Source organism: Myxococcales bacterium (assembly GCA_022184915.1).
Lineage (GTDB): Bacteria > Myxococcota_A > Polyangia > Fen-1088 > Fen-1088 > JAGTJU01.
Map to the genome: position 1 here is coordinate 348,480 of JAGTJU010000005.1, position 15,822 is coordinate 364,301.

A 15,822-nucleotide genomic window follows, 5' to 3' on the forward strand; every position below is an offset into this window, starting at 1 on the left:
CCCGACCACACGGCGTGTGTTCGGACAAACGGCGCGACGCGCCAACAAGAGCCTTCACGGAGGCGAAGGGGGTTTGCTAACGTGCGTCTGCCGGCAACGCCCCGACCGTGCCTTGACCCTGAACACCCGGAGGCCCTCCGTGTCCATTCGCCAAAACGCAATCTGGAAAGCGCTCGAAGCCCACAAGTCACAACTGGCCGATACCCACCTGCGGGGGCTCTTCGCCGCCGATCCAGATCGCTTCGCCCGCTTGAGCCTGCGTTGCCAGGACCTGCTGTTGGATGTTTCCAAGAACCTGGTCACCGACGAGACGCTTCGGCTCTTGCGCGTATTGGCCGAGGAGGCCGAGGTCACGTCCCTGCGCGACCAGATGTTCGCAGGGGAGAAGATCAACCTGACAGAGAACCGCGCCGTGCTGCACATCGCCCTGCGGAACCAGAGCGAGCGCCCGATCCTGGTCGATGGGGAAGACATCATGCCGGCCGTGCGTGCCGCCCGTGACAAGCTCTGTGCTTTCGCTGAAGAGGTGCGCGCGGGCGCCTGGCGCGGCTACACCGGAAAGCCGATTCGGCACGTGGTGAACATCGGCATCGGGGGCTCGGATCTTGGCCCTGTGATGGTGACCGAGGCGCTCAGGCCTTACGCCAAGCGGGACCTCGAGGTCAGCTTCGTCTCGAATGTCGACGGCGCCCACATCCTCGAGACGCTCACCCGCGTGGATCCCGAGACCACCTTGTTCATCGTGGCCTCGAAGACCTTCACCACCCAGGAGACCATGCGCAATGCGCACACGGCGCGTCGGTGGTTCTTGGAGCACGCGCGCGACGAAGCCCAGGTGGCCAAGCACTTCGTGGCGCTGTCGACCAACGCGAAGGAGGTCACGAAGTTCGGCATCGCCGAGGAGAACATGTTCGTGTTCTGGGACTGGGTGGGTGGGCGGTATTCGCTCTGGTCCTCGATTGGCCTCTCGATCGCGCTTGCCGTGGGGGCGGAGAACTTTCGGCGGCTGCTCGAGGGTGCCTTCGCCATGGACGAGCACTTCCGAACCACGCCCCTCGAGCGTAACCTCCCGGTGACCTTGGCGCTGCTCGGGGTTTGGTACAACAACTTCTACAGCGCCGAGAGCCATGCGGTCTTGCCTTACGACCAGTATCTGCACCGGCTGCCGGCCTACCTCCAGCAAGGTGACATGGAGAGCAACGGCAAGCGCGTCACCCGACAAGGCGAGGTGGTGGACTATGAAACCGGGCCGATCATCTGGGGCGAACCCGGAACCAATGGTCAGCACGCCTTCTACCAGCTGATTCATCAGGGCACGAAGCTCATCCCCTGCGACTTCCTCGCGTCCATCGAGCCGCCCCATACCCGCGGCGGCCTTCCCGAAAGCCTGGCAGCGCTCGCGCCCGACCTCACGGACCACCACGAGAAGCTTCTGGCCAACTGCCTCGCGCAGTCAGAAGCGCTCATGTGCGGAAAAACGGAAGCCGAGGCCAAAGCGGAGCTCGACGCCGAGGTGGCTGCCGGCAAGCTCAGCCCCGAGGAGCGGGACGCGCTGCTTCCCCACAAGGTCTTTCCGGGCAACCGCCCGAGCAACACCCTCATCTACCCGCGCCTCGATCCCCACACCCTGGGCATGATCATCGCTCTCTACGAGCACAAGATCTTCGTCCAGGGCGCGCTATGGAACGTCAACTCGTACGATCAGTGGGGCGTCGAGCTCGGCAAACAGCTCGCCAAGGGCATCCTGGCCGACCTCACCACGGCAGGTGCCACCACGAACCACGACGCCTCCACCAACGGACTCCTGGCGGAGATCAAGCGGGCCAAACACTGACGATCAAAAAAGGCCCGCGGCGACATGCGCCTGCGGGCCTTCGACGACAGGCGACGAGCGGCTTAGGTCGTCACCAGCTTTTCGGCGTACTGCTCGAGCTTGCGGGCATCGGCGTAAAAGCGGCGAATCCCATCGGACAGCTTGTCGACGGCCATCGGGTCCTCGTTGTGCATGAACCGATAGGTCTTCTCGTCGAGGTGAAGCTTCGGCACGTCCACCGCCTTCGCGGCGGCTGGGTCGAGGCGCCGCTCCAACTGGCCTTCTTTTTCGCTCAACGTGGCCAGGATGTCCGGGCTGATCGTGAGGAGGTCACAGCCGCAAAGACGCGTGACTTGCTCGACCTTACGGAAACTCGCCCCCATGACCTCGGTCTTGTAGCCGTACTTCTTGTAGTAGGTGTAGATGCGCTCGACGGACGCAACACCAGGATCCTCTTCGGGGGCGATGTCTTTGCCGCCGCGTTCCTTGACGAAGTAGTCGTAGATGCGTCCCACGAAGGGCGAGATCAACGTGACGCCCGCCTCGGCACAGGCCACCGCCTGGGCAAAGCTGAAGAGCAGCGTCAGGTTGCAGTGAATGCCTTCCTTCTCGAGGCGTTCAGCGGCGCGGATCCCTTCCCAGGTGCTGCCCACCTTGATGAGGATGCGCTTGCGATCGATTCCGGCCTTGTCGTAAAGGCCGATGAACTCGTGGGCCTTGGCCACGGTGCCCTCGACGTCGAAGCTGTAGGAAGCGTCCACCTCGGTGGACACACGGCCAGGGATGATCTTGAGGATTTCGCAGCCGAAGTTCACCGCCAGCTTGTCCATGAACGCGGCCGCGCGGACGGTTTTGTCGCCGTTTCGTGCGTCGGCGTGTTTGAGAGCCTCCTCGACCAGCGCGCGGTACTGCGGCATCTGCGCTGCCTTGAGCAACAGCGACGGATTGGTGGTGGCGTCCTGCGGCTTGAGACGAGCGATGGCTTCGATGTCGCCCGTGTCGGCGACGACGACCGTGTGTTGTTTCAACGATTCGAGCAGCGTCATGGGTGATCTCCTGGCGGCAGGCACGCCGCGGGGTGTGGAACGATGAGAAACCGCGATTTTCGGCCAACTTTAGCGGACCCGGCTTGGCTTCGGTAGCATGGAGACGGATTTTGCCCCGGATGACCGCCCCCCTTGCACCCTACCCAACGCCCGAGGCCCGCGACGCGCTCGTGCGGACGCATGCCGACACGTTACGCGCTGACGTGCTCGTCTACGGGCAGAGCGCCGAGGGCAGGCCTTTACTGGCAGTGCGGGTTCCCGCCAAGGCTGAACATGCGCGGCGGGTGCTCGTGACCGGCAACATTCACGGGCTCGAGTTCGTCTCCTGTCTCGTGGCTTTGGGCGTTCTCGAGGCCCTACCTCACGACCCGGCCCTCGAGCGGCTGCGCACGCGCGCTGAACTGTGGGTGGTGCCGTGCGCGAACCCTGATGGCTACGCGCGGACGTTCGCGGCGGGTGGCACAGGGCGGCTGGCAGAGCTGCGCCCGAACGCACGCGGGGTGGACCTCAACCGCAACTTTCCCCTGCCGGCCGGGCACGAGCGGCGCCGTTACCCGGGCGCGGGCTCTCACCGGCCGGGGGCTGCCACATACGTGGGGCCAGCGCCGCTCTCCGAGCCCGAGACGTGGCATCTCGATGTCCTGATGCGCGACCACCCATTTTGCGCCGCCATCAATGGACACAGCTTCATGGGAAAGGTGATTCCCGCGCGGGTGCTCACGCGGACCGACTACCGCACCTACGCACGCTTGTGCGCCGCCGCGAGCGCCGCCCAGCCCCTCGTCCGCTACGGCCGGCTCGCCAGTCCCATTCTCGATGCCTTCACGGGCGAGATCGAAGACCATCAGCACCACGGCCACGGCATGTGGGCGGCCTGCCTCGAGACCTTCTCGCTTGGCGCGAGTCTGCGCCAGCACCTGCGCGCCCCGAACCTGTTTTGGCGGTTCAACCCGCGCGATCCGGGCCCGTGGGTTCAAAACGACGTGCCGGCACTCACCGCCTTTCTTGCCGCCGCCCTGGACCAGCCGCGCCCGAGTTCGGCCCCCCACGCGCGCGCAGCGCAAGGACGGTCAGCACGAAGCGCCCTGCCCTCGGTCACAGCTGCCACGGATCTTGCATCCAAACGGGTGCGAATGGCGACGGCGTGATGAAGATCGTGGTCACAGGTGCGACGGGCTTTCTTGGCCGCCACCTGGTGCCGGCCCTCGAACGTGCCGGCCATCAGGTCGTTTCGGCCACCCGGAGACCTCCGGCGCCTGGGGGACAGCCCGAGACCGGGTGCGCCCGCTGGGTCGAGTTCGACCTCGAGCGTCCCCACACGGTGCAAGCAGCGCTGGCGGGTGCCGATGCAGCGTACTACCTGGTCCACCACATGGACGGCCGCCCCGGGTATGCGGCCCGCGAGGCCGATTCGGCGCGCCTGTTCGCGCGGGAGGCCGAGGCGGCCGCGGTGAAACGAATCATCTACCTGGGTGGCATGCGTCCGAGACGTGGCACGCCCTCGGCTCACCTGGAGAGCCGCCTGCACACGGGTGTGCTGTTGCGCCAGGGCCGGGTGCCGGTGTTCGAGCTGCGCGCGGGGATGATTGTCGGAGCGGGCAGCCAAAGCTGGCAGATCGTACGCGATCTGAGTGCCCGCCTCCCGTTCATGGTTCTGCCCCGCTGGTTGCAAGCCAAGAGCGCGCCCGCGGCGCTGTCGGATGTGCTCGACGCCCTGGCCCACGCTGCGGGCCTTCCGGTGGCTTGCGCTGGCGTCTACGGGTTGCCGGGACCCGCGGCCCTCAGCGGCACCGAAATGCTGCGCCAAACGTCACGCCTCCTGGGGCTTGCGCCCGTGATGCTGAAAGTGCCCTTCCTCTCGCCGAAGCTGTCGAGCTTGTGGCTGCGGCTCGTGACCCGCGCGGACGTCTCCGTGGCGCGCGAGCTGGTGCGAGGTGTGGCGGGGGACCTGGAAGCAGGCGCCCCCGACTTTTGGTCTCAGATGCCCGGCGTCTTCTCGCCAAAGCCGTTTCGCACGGCGGCCGCGGAGGCCCTGGCGGCGGACCCACGTCCCTTCGGCACCACGGGAGACCTCTGGGAGGCCATGACCCTGCGTCTCGTGGGGCGCTCGGCCCGGGCCCCGGCGTAAACCGCAGCGACCCGGGCTCCGTGGGCCGTCCGCGGCCCCCCCTCAGGGCTCGGCCGCCTGGCAGAGGCCGTCTTTGCAGCTGCTGCTGCAGCACTCCCGCGCGCTCTTGCACACGATCCCCACCGCGCTGCACAGCGGCTCGTCGCCGAACTCGAAGCTGACGTCGAGGCGCCCGTTCCGCCGCATGGTGAAGCTGACCCGGGTCTTGGTCCCCTCGACCACCGAGACCTCGACGGGATCACTCACCCACGAGGCAACGGTGCGGGCTGTGACGGCCCCACACGCCTCTGCGAAGGCCTCGGCCACGAACTCGACTTTTCCGAGCGGAAAGCCCGCGAGACTTTGCGCCATCGGGGGGCCCGCCACGACGGGCAGCGCCACCTGTTTTTCGCGGTAGGGGCCACGGGCGGTGACCCGCAGACACGTCACGTCGGGAGGCACCGTTTCCAGCGCCAATTCGATGAGCCCCACGTCCTCCGTGTCGGCCTGGCTGACCTCTCCCGGCCCTCCGGCCTCGGGCGCCTCGGGCCCCTCGAGACCACACGCTGCACAGAGCACCAGCGCTCCCAGACCGACAAGCTTCACAACTTGCCTCGATACGAACTCATTCATGGTTTCCTCCGGTCATTTGGCCGCGAAGCGACTTCGCTCCGCCTCGGAGGTGCTTTTCGGGAACGAGCTGGGGAAGTTGCGAAAAAAAGGGGCGAGACCCGCGCGCCTCGACGGCGGGACTCGCCCTCTTCTCCGCGCCGGGAGCCTCAGTCGTTGGGCTCGTCGACGCCCAACAGCGCGGCCACCGCCCTGTCCTGCGAGCCCGCCAGCTGGCCCATCGTGGACAGCTGATGAATCAGCAGGTTGCGCCCATCGAAGACCGAAAGGTTCTGAAGCTCGAGCGCGCCCATGCGATCTTCAGGGGTAAACGCCGACTCGACCTTCTCCATCGAGAGTTTGTGGGGATCGTAGGCCATGTAGTCGGCCGAGGTGTCGACAATCGTGTAGTCGTCTCCCCGGCGCAGTTCCAACGTGACGGTGCCCGAGATCGGGTGTGCCACCCAGCGCGTGAGCGCGTCCTTGATCAGCATGGCCTCGGTGTCGTACCACTTGCCTTCGTAAAGGATCCGGCCGAGGCGGCGCCCCAGGGAGGCATAGAGATCGAGCGTGTTCTCGTTGTGCACGGCCGAGAGCAGACGCTCGTAAGCGATGTGCAGCAGCGCCATACCAGGAGCTTCGTAGATGCCGCGGCTTTTGGCTTCGATCACGCGGTTTTCGATCTGGTCGGACACGCCCAAGCCATGCCGGCCACCGATCCGGTTCGCCTCGAGCAAGAGGTCCATGTCTCCGCCGAAGGCCTTGCCGTTGAGCTTCGTGGGCCAGCCCTGCTCGAAGGTGATCGAGACCCGCTCAGCCTTGATCTCGGTCTCGGACTTCCAGTGCGCCACACCCATGATGGGGTTGACGATGTCGAGGCCTTTATCGAGGAATTCGAGATCTTTGGCCTCGTGCGTGGCGCCGAGCGCGTTGGCGTCGGTGCTGTACGCCTTCTCCACGCCCATGCGGTAGGGAAGGTCGAGACCGTTCAAGTACTCGCTCATCTCCTTGCGGCCGCCGAAGCGCTCCACGAAGACAGGATCCAGCCAGGGCTTATAGATCGTGAGCTCGGGGTTCGTGAGCAAGCCGTAGCGATAGAAGCGCTGAATGTCGTTGCCCTTGTGCGTGCTGCCATCGGACAAGATGTTCACGCCATCGGCCTGCATGGCGCGGATGATGGCCGTGGTGGTGACCGCGCGCCCAAGCGGCGTGGTGTTGTAATACTTGCGTCCCGCCGTGGCGAGGTGGAAGGCGCCACATTGGATGGCGATGAAGCCTTCGCGGGCAAGTGCTTCTTTGCAGTCGACGAGGCGGGCCGCCTTGGCGCCGTGAGAGAGGGCCACCGGGGGAATGTCGTCGCAGCTCTTTTCATCGGGCTGCGCCAGATCCGCGGTGTACGAGTAAACGTCGAGCCCCTCGCGCGCGAACCAGGCCACCGCGCAGCGGGTGTCCAGGCCTCCGGAGAAAGCCACTCCAATTTTCGTGCCTTGCGCAGGCAGCTTGCGATGAATGCGAGCCATGACGCGGCTTCGTTTATCACGGAAGGCCGAGGCCCGGTAGACCGTTGCCAGGGAAGTTGCAGCGCTGCCACTGCCGCACCCAGGCAATCTGACCGAGAGCGACAGCGCGGAAGCCGCCGGCAGGCGCTCTTCACCCTTCAGGGGGCCTCGGCGTCGACCGTCCGCCACTCACAATCCCGTGGAGGGGCGAGGCGCGGGGCGGGCACGACCCTCACGGGCACCCGCCAGGTCGCGACCGCCGCCGGGTCGCCCACGATCTGATGCGCGGGCAGCTCGGACCACAGCGCGGCGGGCAGCTCCATCTGGTAACGCCCGTGCACGAACCCGGGGTGCCACGGTAACGTGAACAGGCAGGCTTCGGGGTGGGCCCGCCGCAGCCGGCGCACGTAGACGAACCAGGGTTCGTGGCCCGGACCTGCGTAGCCAGCAGGCTGCGTTTCGGGAAGACGCGCCCGGTGTGTCCGTGCCTGGGCCACGGCCAGGAGCACCTCGGCGGCCACCATCGCCACGAGCCCGAGCGCGAACCTCCTGAGGGTCCGCGTTCCCTTGCACCGGGCGGTGAACGCAGCGCCCAGCAGCGCCCCGAACAACGGGACGAACTCGTAGCGTTTGTACTTGTCGAGGGGCAGATCGACGTAGAGCGCCGTGGCGCAGGCAATGGCGAAGCCCGTGACGCTCAGGAAGGCAAGCGGACGGGCCTCGGCGTCGGTCTTAGCGCGCAGACACATCCGCAGAGTCCCCGCGGCGGCCAGGACCACAGCGGCCCCGCCGAGCAGGGGCAGCCAGAGCGCCTCGGGAGAGGGGGCCTCGACCGCTCCGGGTCGGCCGGCCACCTCGAACCACAGCCCCAAGCCCACGTGAGCCAGCACGCGCCCGGGGGCGCCCAGGATGTCGCGCAAGGCCGCTCCGCTGGTGGGAAAAAAGCTGGGGGAGGGCGGCGAGAACAAGATCGCGAACAACGCGCCGAGCCGCGGCCCCGGCACGGTGAGCCCGTAGGCGACGACCCAGGCGCACAGGGTGCCGAAAAAACTGGCCAGCACGACCAGCATGTGGAGCGCCCGCACGCGGGGACGGGAGGGCTCGAAACCCACGATGGCCGCGAGAGGAACGAAGAGGTAAAGGCCCGCCTGCCAGGACATGAGCGCACCCGCGGCCGCGAGCCCACCGGCCACGAGGCCGTCACGCCCCCGCCACCGCCCGAGCCGCCCCAGGCTATACGCCAGGCTGCCCGTGGCCATCGGTAGGTACAGCACGTTGTCCTCGAGGGTCATCACGAGCTGCGCCACACCCCACGCGAAGACGTACAGCAACGCCCAGAGCGCCCCTACGCCTCCTGCGAGGCGTTGGGTGGCGCGCGCCAGGGCGTACCCCGCGGCCCCCAGAGCCAGCGCGTTGGCCAGCCTCACGCCATCGATGAACGTGCCCCCGAAAGCCCCCGCCAGCGCGTGGCCCGCCAGATAAACCTGCCCCACGGCGTAGTGAGCGCCCCAGGGCGGGCTCGACCATCCCTGCAGGCCACTTGCATAAAACGCGACGTAGCTGGCGGTGTCCCAGTTGATCCCCATCACGAGACGCGACGAGGTGGCCACCAGCGCCCAAGCGAACCCCACGAGGCCCACGCCCAAGGCGCTGCGCGCTTCGTGGCAAGGCCACCGGAACAGCATCCGGATGCTTTTATCGCGAACGGACGGCGCTGGCGACCCTGACGCTACCGCAGCTCACGCGGCGCGCGGGGCCCCGCCTTCGAGACTCTCGACGAACTGGGCAAAGGCTTCGTTGGCGCGGTCTAACCGCACCGCGAACCCTCCCGGATCCACCCGCACCACCCGCGCCGCCGCCACACAGGACACGGGGCCGGGCAGGACGAAACCAAACGCCACGGATTGCCCGACGGCCACCGCTGAAGGCGTGCCCACGAAGCGCCCCCCTCCGTGCGACACGTCCGCGAGCTCGATGTCGGCCGAGCGACGGCCACCCTCGAAGTGAACGCGAATCGGCAGTCCCAGGTAGTGCCGCGCATGCTGCCGGCGCTCGGCGCCCGACGTCAAAGATTGCGAGTTCGCTTCCACCCTATCCATGAGAGGCATCTCCTGCGGTTTTTCTTCACCGCAAAAACGCTTCGGCAGATTCAGAAGGGTCTTGACAGATCCAAGCACACGATCAGTCGATCTTGATGATCTTGCGCCGCAAAAGCCGGGAGAGCGTGCGAAGCGCCTCGAAGCGGCCCATGCCCGAGATGTCCATCAAGGTGTCGACCGGAAGCGTTCCGTCGATGCAAGAAAGGAGAAAGCCGGTTCGGTGGTCGAAGTTGCTCGCGTTCACCGTGGCATCGTCCACCGCCATCGTGGGCACGCTGCTTGGGCGACCCAGGTGGGCAACGAACGCTTGTTCGAGCAAAGCACGCGCAGGCTCAATCACCTCGGCGATCCCGGGGGCAGGCGCCTTTTCGGACTCCTCCAGGGCCTCTTCGGCTGCGGCTGCCGCGGCGGAGGCCTTTGCCGCCGTGAGCGCTTCGCGACACTGGCGCACGAGGCGCTGCCCTCGCTCACGGGCCTGAACCAGCGCGACGTCGAGAGGCGTTTGGGCCCGAGTGAGTACGTGCAGGTTCCGCGGCGTGGGCTGATCGCCGCCCACGGGCCGCGTGGCCACGTCGGCCGCGGGCCTTTCGGGTACGCCGCCTGAGGGCGTGCCGGGCCGAGGGATGTGTGCGGGCACCGCAGGAAGGCCTGCGGCCGTGCGGCGCAGATCCTCGGGCAAGGTGCTCGGCGCCAGCAGTTCCGGCAAGGTGGACACGAGCGTGGGGCGGCGCTTGCGATCCGTACCGTCGCGCCCAACCGCCTCCTTCGCAGCCACCTCTGCGCGCAGCAGGCGCGCGGCCGTCTGGGCATCGGACTCTGGGGATGTGCCTTCGTTCGCAGCCCAGACGCTTTCGTCGTCGAGGGGGGGCAGCGGCGAAGGTTCCCGCGTCCCGGGAGCCGGTGGCACGGGCGTTTGGGCGCCCATGCGCTCTTCGACGAAGGCCACGAGTTTGCGGGCCTCGGGGTTGCCGGGATCGATCCGTAAAGCCTCTCGCCACTGCCCCAACGCCTCCTGCAGATCGCCCTGCCCGTAACACGCCAGGCCCCGTTCGATGAAGCTGCGTGCGTTTTGTGCTCCGGCGGCCACGATGAAGGGTTCCCGAAGCTATGTCTCGGCGTCTTTGGCCAGAGTCTTGAACATCTGAAGGGTGCGCCCCATCGCCGCCTTGACGCGCGCGAGCTCCTCCGCGTCTTTGAGCGCGAGCGCCGCACGGGCCTGCTCCAAGGTCGAACGGGCCGCCTCGAGCCCCTGTCCGCCCAGCGCCGAGCCCGCGAGCGCCGCCTCCACGGACGGCAGCAACGCGGTGGCCTCGTCGACCAGCTTCTCGACGGCCTGCCGTTCCCGCTCGACGATCTCGTCTGCCCTCACGGCCACCATGTATTCCGCCTGCTCGGAGGCCATGCGCAGGATTTCGGATTCCGTGAGGCCACTCGTGGCGGTGACCGTGATGGACTGGTGCTGCCCCGTTTCGAGGTCGCGCGCGGACACGCTCACGATCCCATCAGCCGAGATCTCGAAGGTCACCTCCACCTCCACCTCGCCCCGCAGTGCCTTGCGCAGACCCGTGAGCACGAACTCTCCCAAGAGCTCGTTTTCCTCCGCGCGATCGTTTTCCCCCTGCATGACGAGGATCTTCACGGACGTTTGATCATCTCGCGTGGTGGTGAAGATATGGCTCTTGGCCGTGGGGATGGTGGTGTTCCGTTCGATGAGCCGGTGGAAGTACCCGCCCATCACCATGATGCCCAGGCTGTGAGGCGTCACGTCGAGCAGGAGCATGTCGGCGGTGTTCTCGACGAGCGAGGCCCCCTGGATGGCGGCGCCCATGGCCACCACCTCGTCGGGGTGCACACCCTTGCAGGGCTCCTTCCCGAAAAATTCGGCGACCATTTCCTGCACCTTGGGCATGCGGGTCATGCCGCCCACGAGGATCACCTCGAGGATGTCTGAGCGCTCCACGCCCGCATCCTCGAGCGCGCCCCGACAAATGCGCAGGGTGCGCTCGACCAGATCGTGCGTGAGTTCTTCCAGCTTGTGCCGTGACAAGGGCCGCTGCAAATGCAGCGCCTGGTTGCGGCCTGTGGAGATCAGGAAGGGCAAGTTGATCTCGGTCTCCCGGACGGACGACAAATCACACTTGGCCTTCTCGGACGCGTCCTTCAGACGCTGCAAGGCCATCATGTCTGTGCGCAGATCGATGTTGTGCTCTTTGCGAAAGCCGCCCACGAGCCAATCGATGATGCGTTTGTCGAAGTCCTCACCCCCCAGGAACGTATCGCCCGCCGTCGAGATCACCTCGAACACGCCGTTCGAGATCTCGAGGATGGAGATGTCGAACGTGCCTCCCCCGAGATCGTAGATCGCGATGCGGCCCTCCACGTCCTTGCCAAAACCGTAGGCGAGCGCCGCCGCCGTGGGCTCGTTGATGATGCGGATGACATCGAGGCCTGCGATGCGGCCCGCGTCCTTCGTGGCTTGGCGTTGGCCGTCGTTGAAGTACGCGGGTACGGTGACCACGGCCTTACGTACGTCTTCTCCGAGGTGATCGTCAGCGACACGCTTCATCTCCTGAAGCACGAACGCGGAGATCTCCGGGAGCGAGAACACCTGATCCCGCACCTCCACGCGTACGTCCTGGTGGGGGCCCTCCACGATCCGATAGGGCACCATCTCCCGGATGGCCTTCACCGCAGGCGATCCCCAGCTGCGGCCGATGAGGCGCTTGACTGCGTACGCGGTGTTCTCTGCGTTCGTCACCGCCTGCCGCTTGGCGATGTGCCCCACCAGCCGACGTCCACTTTCCGAGATCGCCACGACCGACGGCGTGGTTTTGTACCCGCCTCGGTTGGGTACCACCACGGGGGCGCCGTCCTCCACCACCGCCACGCACGAGTTCGTCGTACCTAAATCGATTCCAATAACTCGATCGGTCATGAGGCGTCCCCTCTCGTAACACAGCGCATGCGAGCAGCCACGTTTACGCCATCGGCAACTCCGCAAGATCTTTTAGGTCGCGGGGGGTGCGACCGTGCGAATCAGGCGTTGCCGGCGATGGCGCTCAGCGAGCCCGCCGTGAGGGCGGCTTCGCGGGCCTCGTCGTGGCGGCGGGCAGCTTCCATCAGAAGGAACGTGGTGCTGCGCTGAATCTCGTCGGGGCCGAGAACGTCGGCTTGCCATAGCTCGAACACCCCGCGTCCCCATCCGAAGAGCTGCACGACGGCGTCGATGCCCGAAACGCGGTCATCACCTTCGAGCTGTGCCCGGATGACGTGTCCGTCGCGCACGAAGAGACGGCCAAGCTCGTTGCCCTTTTGCAGGACCAGCACCCCGCCGCGCTTTTCCATGTCGAGGATGGTCAACAACGTCGGCAGGCCGATTTTGTCGAGGTCACCTCGGAGGATGGATCGGGCGGGACTCATGGAGCGGCTTTCCTTTGGATGCGCGATTGGGGCCATGTTGGCGAAATTTGGGAGCCAAGGGCAAGAAATCGCACAAAAAATCGTCCGGGCACCCGAAACCAGCCGGCAATGAAAGCGTGGGGTTGCGGTTTGCTATTCTGCGCGGATGTTCACCACCGTCTCGGCAGGGCCTTACACGATTCGAGGCGTGTCCCTGGGTGGCCTTTACACGTCACTTCACGTGCCCGAGCTGGATGCGGTCTTCGATGTGGGCCTGGCGCCTCGCCAGTTCGCCGCCGCCCGCAACATCTTCCTGAGCCACGGCCACGCCGACCACATCGGTGCGCTTTGTACGCTGCTCGGCATCCGCGGCCTGCACCGCATGCCGCCCCCGCAGCTCTTCGTGCCCGCCGCGATCTCAGACGAGGTCGACGCCATGCTGGCGGCTTTCGGCCGGCTGCAGCGGTTTGCGCTGCCGGTGGTGCTTCGACCGATGGAGCCAGGCGACGAGGTGGCGCTCAAGGGCGGGATCTTCGTGCGGGCGTTCAAGACCCACCACCCGGTGCCTTCGCTCGGCTACCAGTTCGTGCGAAGAACTCAGAAGCTCAAGCCCGCGTACATCGATCTGCCCGGGCCCGAGATTGGGCGACGCAGGGCCCAAGGAGACGACCTTTTCTATACGCAGGAGACCCCCGAGCTGGCCTACGCCACCGACACGCTCTTGCGCGTCATCGACACCCACCCGTCGCTGCTGGACACCCGCGTCCTCATCCTCGAGTGCTCCTTCCTCGACGACAGGAAGTCACTCGCCGACAGCCGGGCCGGTTGCCACGTTCACCTCGACGAGCTCGTCCCGCGCGCGCCCGAGTTTCAAAACGAAGCGCTGGTCTTGATGCACTTCTCGCAGCTCTACGAGCCCGCCGAGGTGCGCGAGATCCTGGCCCGCCGCTGCCCTGCGGCGCTGCGCGCGCGCCTCGTTCCCTTGCTGCCCGAGGGGGCAGTGTGGAACGTCTGAGCCCTGCCGACGCACCGGGCCTTCGGTTTTCTCTGCGTGATGCGGGCCCGCAAGAGTAGACTCGCGGCTTCCCTGCGGCGCCTCGGCGTCGGGGTGCCTCCGAGGGCGAGGACGGAAAGGCAAGAGGCCATGTATCCGCGGTACGAGCAGTTTGGGTACACGCAACAGAGTGGTCATGGGCGGCATCGGTCGCAAACCTGGGCGCCCCCGGTCACGGGGGGTGGCGCGGCGCCCGTCCGGAGAGCGCCGGGAGGTCACCCGGGCCCGATCGAGCCCTTACCAACCCTGGTCTGGCCTCCTACGGCCCCGGCGCTGGCCGGCTATCCCGAGCCTGGGGCGCCCGCCCACCTGGCCCCGCTGCGGCCCAGGCGTTGGCGGCGCACGGTTGCGCTCGTCGGTCTCAGTTTCGTCGGCGGCGCCTTCGCGCGGCCGCTGGTGGAAGATTCGCTGGTCGACTACTTGCGGAGCCTGCCCTTCGAGGTCCGCGTGGGGCGATCCCAACTCGTAGGTGCGCCGCCGGCCGAACTCGAGCCCCCGGCCCCCGCCGCGCGGACACCCGCATCGAACCCCACCGCGGCGCGCGCCATCGTGACGACGCCGCTGCCCACGCCCCGCCCGCTCCCCCCCAAGCCCGCCGAGGGCGTGGCGCCGGCAAGCGAAGCGCCCCCCGCGCCCACGCGGGCGCACTCAGCGCTGGCCCAGGCAGAGGCGGAGGCGGCGGCCCTCGCCGCCCGCCCGCCGGAGGTCCGCTCGCGCCCGCGCCACCAAGACGAGCGCGCCAACCGCCGTACGCCCGACGCGCGCCCTGTGCGGCTCGCGGTGGCCGAGGCAGACGTCCCGGCGCCTGTTCCCTCCTCACCGGCCGCAGAGCCCCGTCCGGTCAGATCCAACGACCCGCTCGGCAGCTTGATGGACCGGGCCCTCGAGGCGCCCACCGAGGCTCCCGCGCCCCGGGCACCCGCCGCGGCGCGTGGCCCGCTGTCGCATCCACAAATCACGGGGGTCATGCACGGGCTGGGCACCGCCCTCAACGCGTGCGGAGCGGGCCTTCCGCGCGCGGCGAACGCCGACCTGACCGTGACCGTGGCGCCCGACGGCAGCGTGGGAGCGGTGAAGCTTGCGGGGCCACTTTTCGCCACGCTCACCGCGGGGTGCGTGGTGCGCGTGGTGAGAGATGCACGCTTTCCCCCGTCCCGGGGCCTGACCTTCCCCTACCGTGTGACGATCCGCCCGGTCCGCAGCGCCGGCTCGTACGCTGACCTGCGCCCCGAGCGGATCGAACGGCCGGCGCCTCAGGGGCCTGCGGCCCGCACCACGCCCTCGAGCCCTGGGGCTGAGGCCCGGGCGCTGCCGAAGCTGCCGCCCCGGGTGTCGGTGAGCGACAACCCGCTCGCGGGGCTCGGCGAGCCCACGGCCCCTCGCGCGATCGAGGGCAAGCGCACGGTGAAACCCAAACCGCCGCGGCGCGGGCGCCGGCGCTGAGCCCCTCACCGCCCCGAAAGCGCCGAGAGCTTCTGGAAGAGCGCTTCGGGCACGTTCCGCACGATCGCCATGAGGGGCCACCAGAACCACGGGACGTAGGCCTCGGGCACCCGCCGGTCGGCCGCGCGCACGATGTCGCGGGCCACACGCGGGGCAGTGGCAAAGAGCAGGTTCTTCGGGTGCCCCACCGTCATCGGGGTGTCCACCGGGCCGAGCTTGATGGTGGTCACGGCGACCCCGTGGGGGTGCAGGCGGCTGCGCAGGCCCTGAAGATAGGTCGTCACGGCGCGCTTGGCGGCGCCGTAGGTAAAGTTGCGAGGCCGTCCCCTTTCCCCGGCAACGGACGAGATCACGACGAGCCGCCCGGCCCGCTGCGCCTCGAAGTGATTCGCGAGCGGAATCAGCAGGGACACCACCGAGGTGAAGTTCGCGGCGATGACGCGTTCGGCTTCGGCGGGGTCCTTTTCGGACAGGAGCTGATCCCCGAGATCGCCGTGCGCGATCAGCGCCGTGTCGATGCGGCCCAGGACCTCGCGCGCACGCGCCACCAGCTGGGCGTTCACCTGGCCATCGACAAAGCCGCTGGCCACGTGTCCCGCCACGGCCGGCCCGAGCGCCTCCACCACGGCCGCGAGCTTGTCCGGGTTGCGGCCCACCAGGAAGAGCCGGTCGCCCCGGGCGGCCCAGACCTTGGAGACCTCGCAGGCGATGGCGCTCGTGGCACCGAACACGACAACGTTGGCCATGGCGCGT

14 protein-coding genes are annotated in these 15,822 nt (G+C 67.6%); 5 read left to right on the forward strand and 9 right to left on the reverse strand.

The window, feature by feature from the left end:
- Positions 1–139 precede the first annotated feature (139 nt).
- A complete protein-coding gene (pgi, locus tag KA712_19990; protein ID MCG5055250.1) occupies positions 140–1,834 on the forward strand; it encodes a glucose-6-phosphate isomerase in 1,695 nt (564 codons plus the stop codon).
- 62 nt (positions 1,835–1,896) lie between these two features.
- Here the strand turns inward: pgi and tal are convergent, their stop codons facing one another.
- Complete coding sequence (gene tal, locus KA712_19995; protein MCG5055251.1) at positions 1,897–2,859, reverse strand: transaldolase; 963 nt, start codon at positions 2,857–2,859, stop codon at positions 1,897–1,899.
- Between the two features lie 119 nt (positions 2,860–2,978).
- Between tal and KA712_20000 the strand changes: the two genes are divergently transcribed.
- Both KA712_20000 and KA712_20005 read left to right on the forward strand, forming a co-directional pair.
- Positions 2,979–4,007 (forward strand): hypothetical protein, encoded by a 1,029-nt coding sequence (locus tag KA712_20000; GenBank protein ID MCG5055252.1) that lies wholly within the window; start codon positions 2,979–2,981, stop codon positions 4,005–4,007.
- Positions 4,007–4,987 carry an NAD(P)H-binding protein gene (locus tag KA712_20005; GenBank protein MCG5055253.1) on the forward strand — a complete coding sequence of 327 codons (981 nt, stop codon included), beginning with the start codon at positions 4,007–4,009 and terminating at the stop codon, positions 4,985–4,987. Before KA712_20000 ends, KA712_20005 begins: the two co-directional genes overlap by 1 nt.
- Positions 4,988–5,029: 42 nt before the next feature.
- Here KA712_20005 and KA712_20010 read toward each other — a convergent pair whose 3' ends face one another.
- From KA712_20010 to KA712_20040, 7 genes are all read right to left on the reverse strand, one after another.
- On the reverse strand, positions 5,030–5,572 hold the full coding sequence (locus tag KA712_20010; GenBank protein ID MCG5055254.1) for a hypothetical protein: 543 nt from the start codon (positions 5,570–5,572) through the stop codon (positions 5,030–5,032).
- 173 nt (positions 5,573–5,745) lie between these two features.
- Complete coding sequence (gene argG, locus KA712_20015; protein ID MCG5055255.1) at positions 5,746–7,095, reverse strand: argininosuccinate synthase; 1,350 nt, start codon at positions 7,093–7,095, stop codon at positions 5,746–5,748.
- A gap of 137 nt (positions 7,096–7,232) precedes the next feature.
- Positions 7,233–8,759 carry a hypothetical protein gene (locus tag KA712_20020; protein ID MCG5055256.1) on the reverse strand — a complete coding sequence of 509 codons (1,527 nt, stop codon included), beginning with the start codon at positions 8,757–8,759 and terminating at the stop codon, positions 7,233–7,235.
- Between the two features lie 54 nt (positions 8,760–8,813).
- Positions 8,814–9,173: a PilZ domain-containing protein gene (locus KA712_20025; GenBank protein MCG5055257.1), complete on the reverse strand. Its 360-nt coding sequence runs from the start codon at positions 9,171–9,173 to the stop codon at positions 8,814–8,816.
- An 82-nt stretch (positions 9,174–9,255) separates the two neighbouring features.
- Positions 9,256–10,260, reverse strand: a complete 1,005-nt coding sequence (locus KA712_20030) for a hypothetical protein (protein MCG5055258.1) — start codon at positions 10,258–10,260, stop codon at positions 9,256–9,258.
- A gap of 18 nt (positions 10,261–10,278) precedes the next feature.
- Positions 10,279–12,108 carry a molecular chaperone DnaK gene (gene dnaK, locus KA712_20035; protein MCG5055259.1) on the reverse strand — a complete coding sequence of 610 codons (1,830 nt, stop codon included), beginning with the start codon at positions 12,106–12,108 and terminating at the stop codon, positions 10,279–10,281.
- Positions 12,109–12,209: 101 nt separating this feature from the next.
- Positions 12,210–12,593, reverse strand: a complete 384-nt coding sequence (locus KA712_20040; protein MCG5055260.1) for a DUF4388 domain-containing protein — start codon at positions 12,591–12,593, stop codon at positions 12,210–12,212.
- 145 nt (positions 12,594–12,738) lie between these two features.
- On the opposite strand from KA712_20040, the gene KA712_20045 reads away from it, so the two are divergent.
- A complete protein-coding gene (locus tag KA712_20045) occupies positions 12,739–13,587 on the forward strand; it encodes an MBL fold metallo-hydrolase (protein MCG5055261.1) in 849 nt (282 codons plus the stop codon).
- Positions 13,588–13,716: 129 nt separating this feature from the next.
- On the forward strand, positions 13,717–15,069 hold the full coding sequence (locus KA712_20050) for a hypothetical protein (protein MCG5055262.1): 1,353 nt from the start codon (positions 13,717–13,719) through the stop codon (positions 15,067–15,069).
- A gap of 5 nt (positions 15,070–15,074) precedes the next feature.
- On the opposite strand, the gene KA712_20055 is transcribed toward KA712_20050, so the two are convergent.
- Positions 15,075–15,815: an SDR family NAD(P)-dependent oxidoreductase gene (locus tag KA712_20055; protein MCG5055263.1), complete on the reverse strand. Its 741-nt coding sequence runs from the start codon at positions 15,813–15,815 to the stop codon at positions 15,075–15,077.
- Between the last annotated feature and the right edge of the window lie 7 nt (positions 15,816–15,822).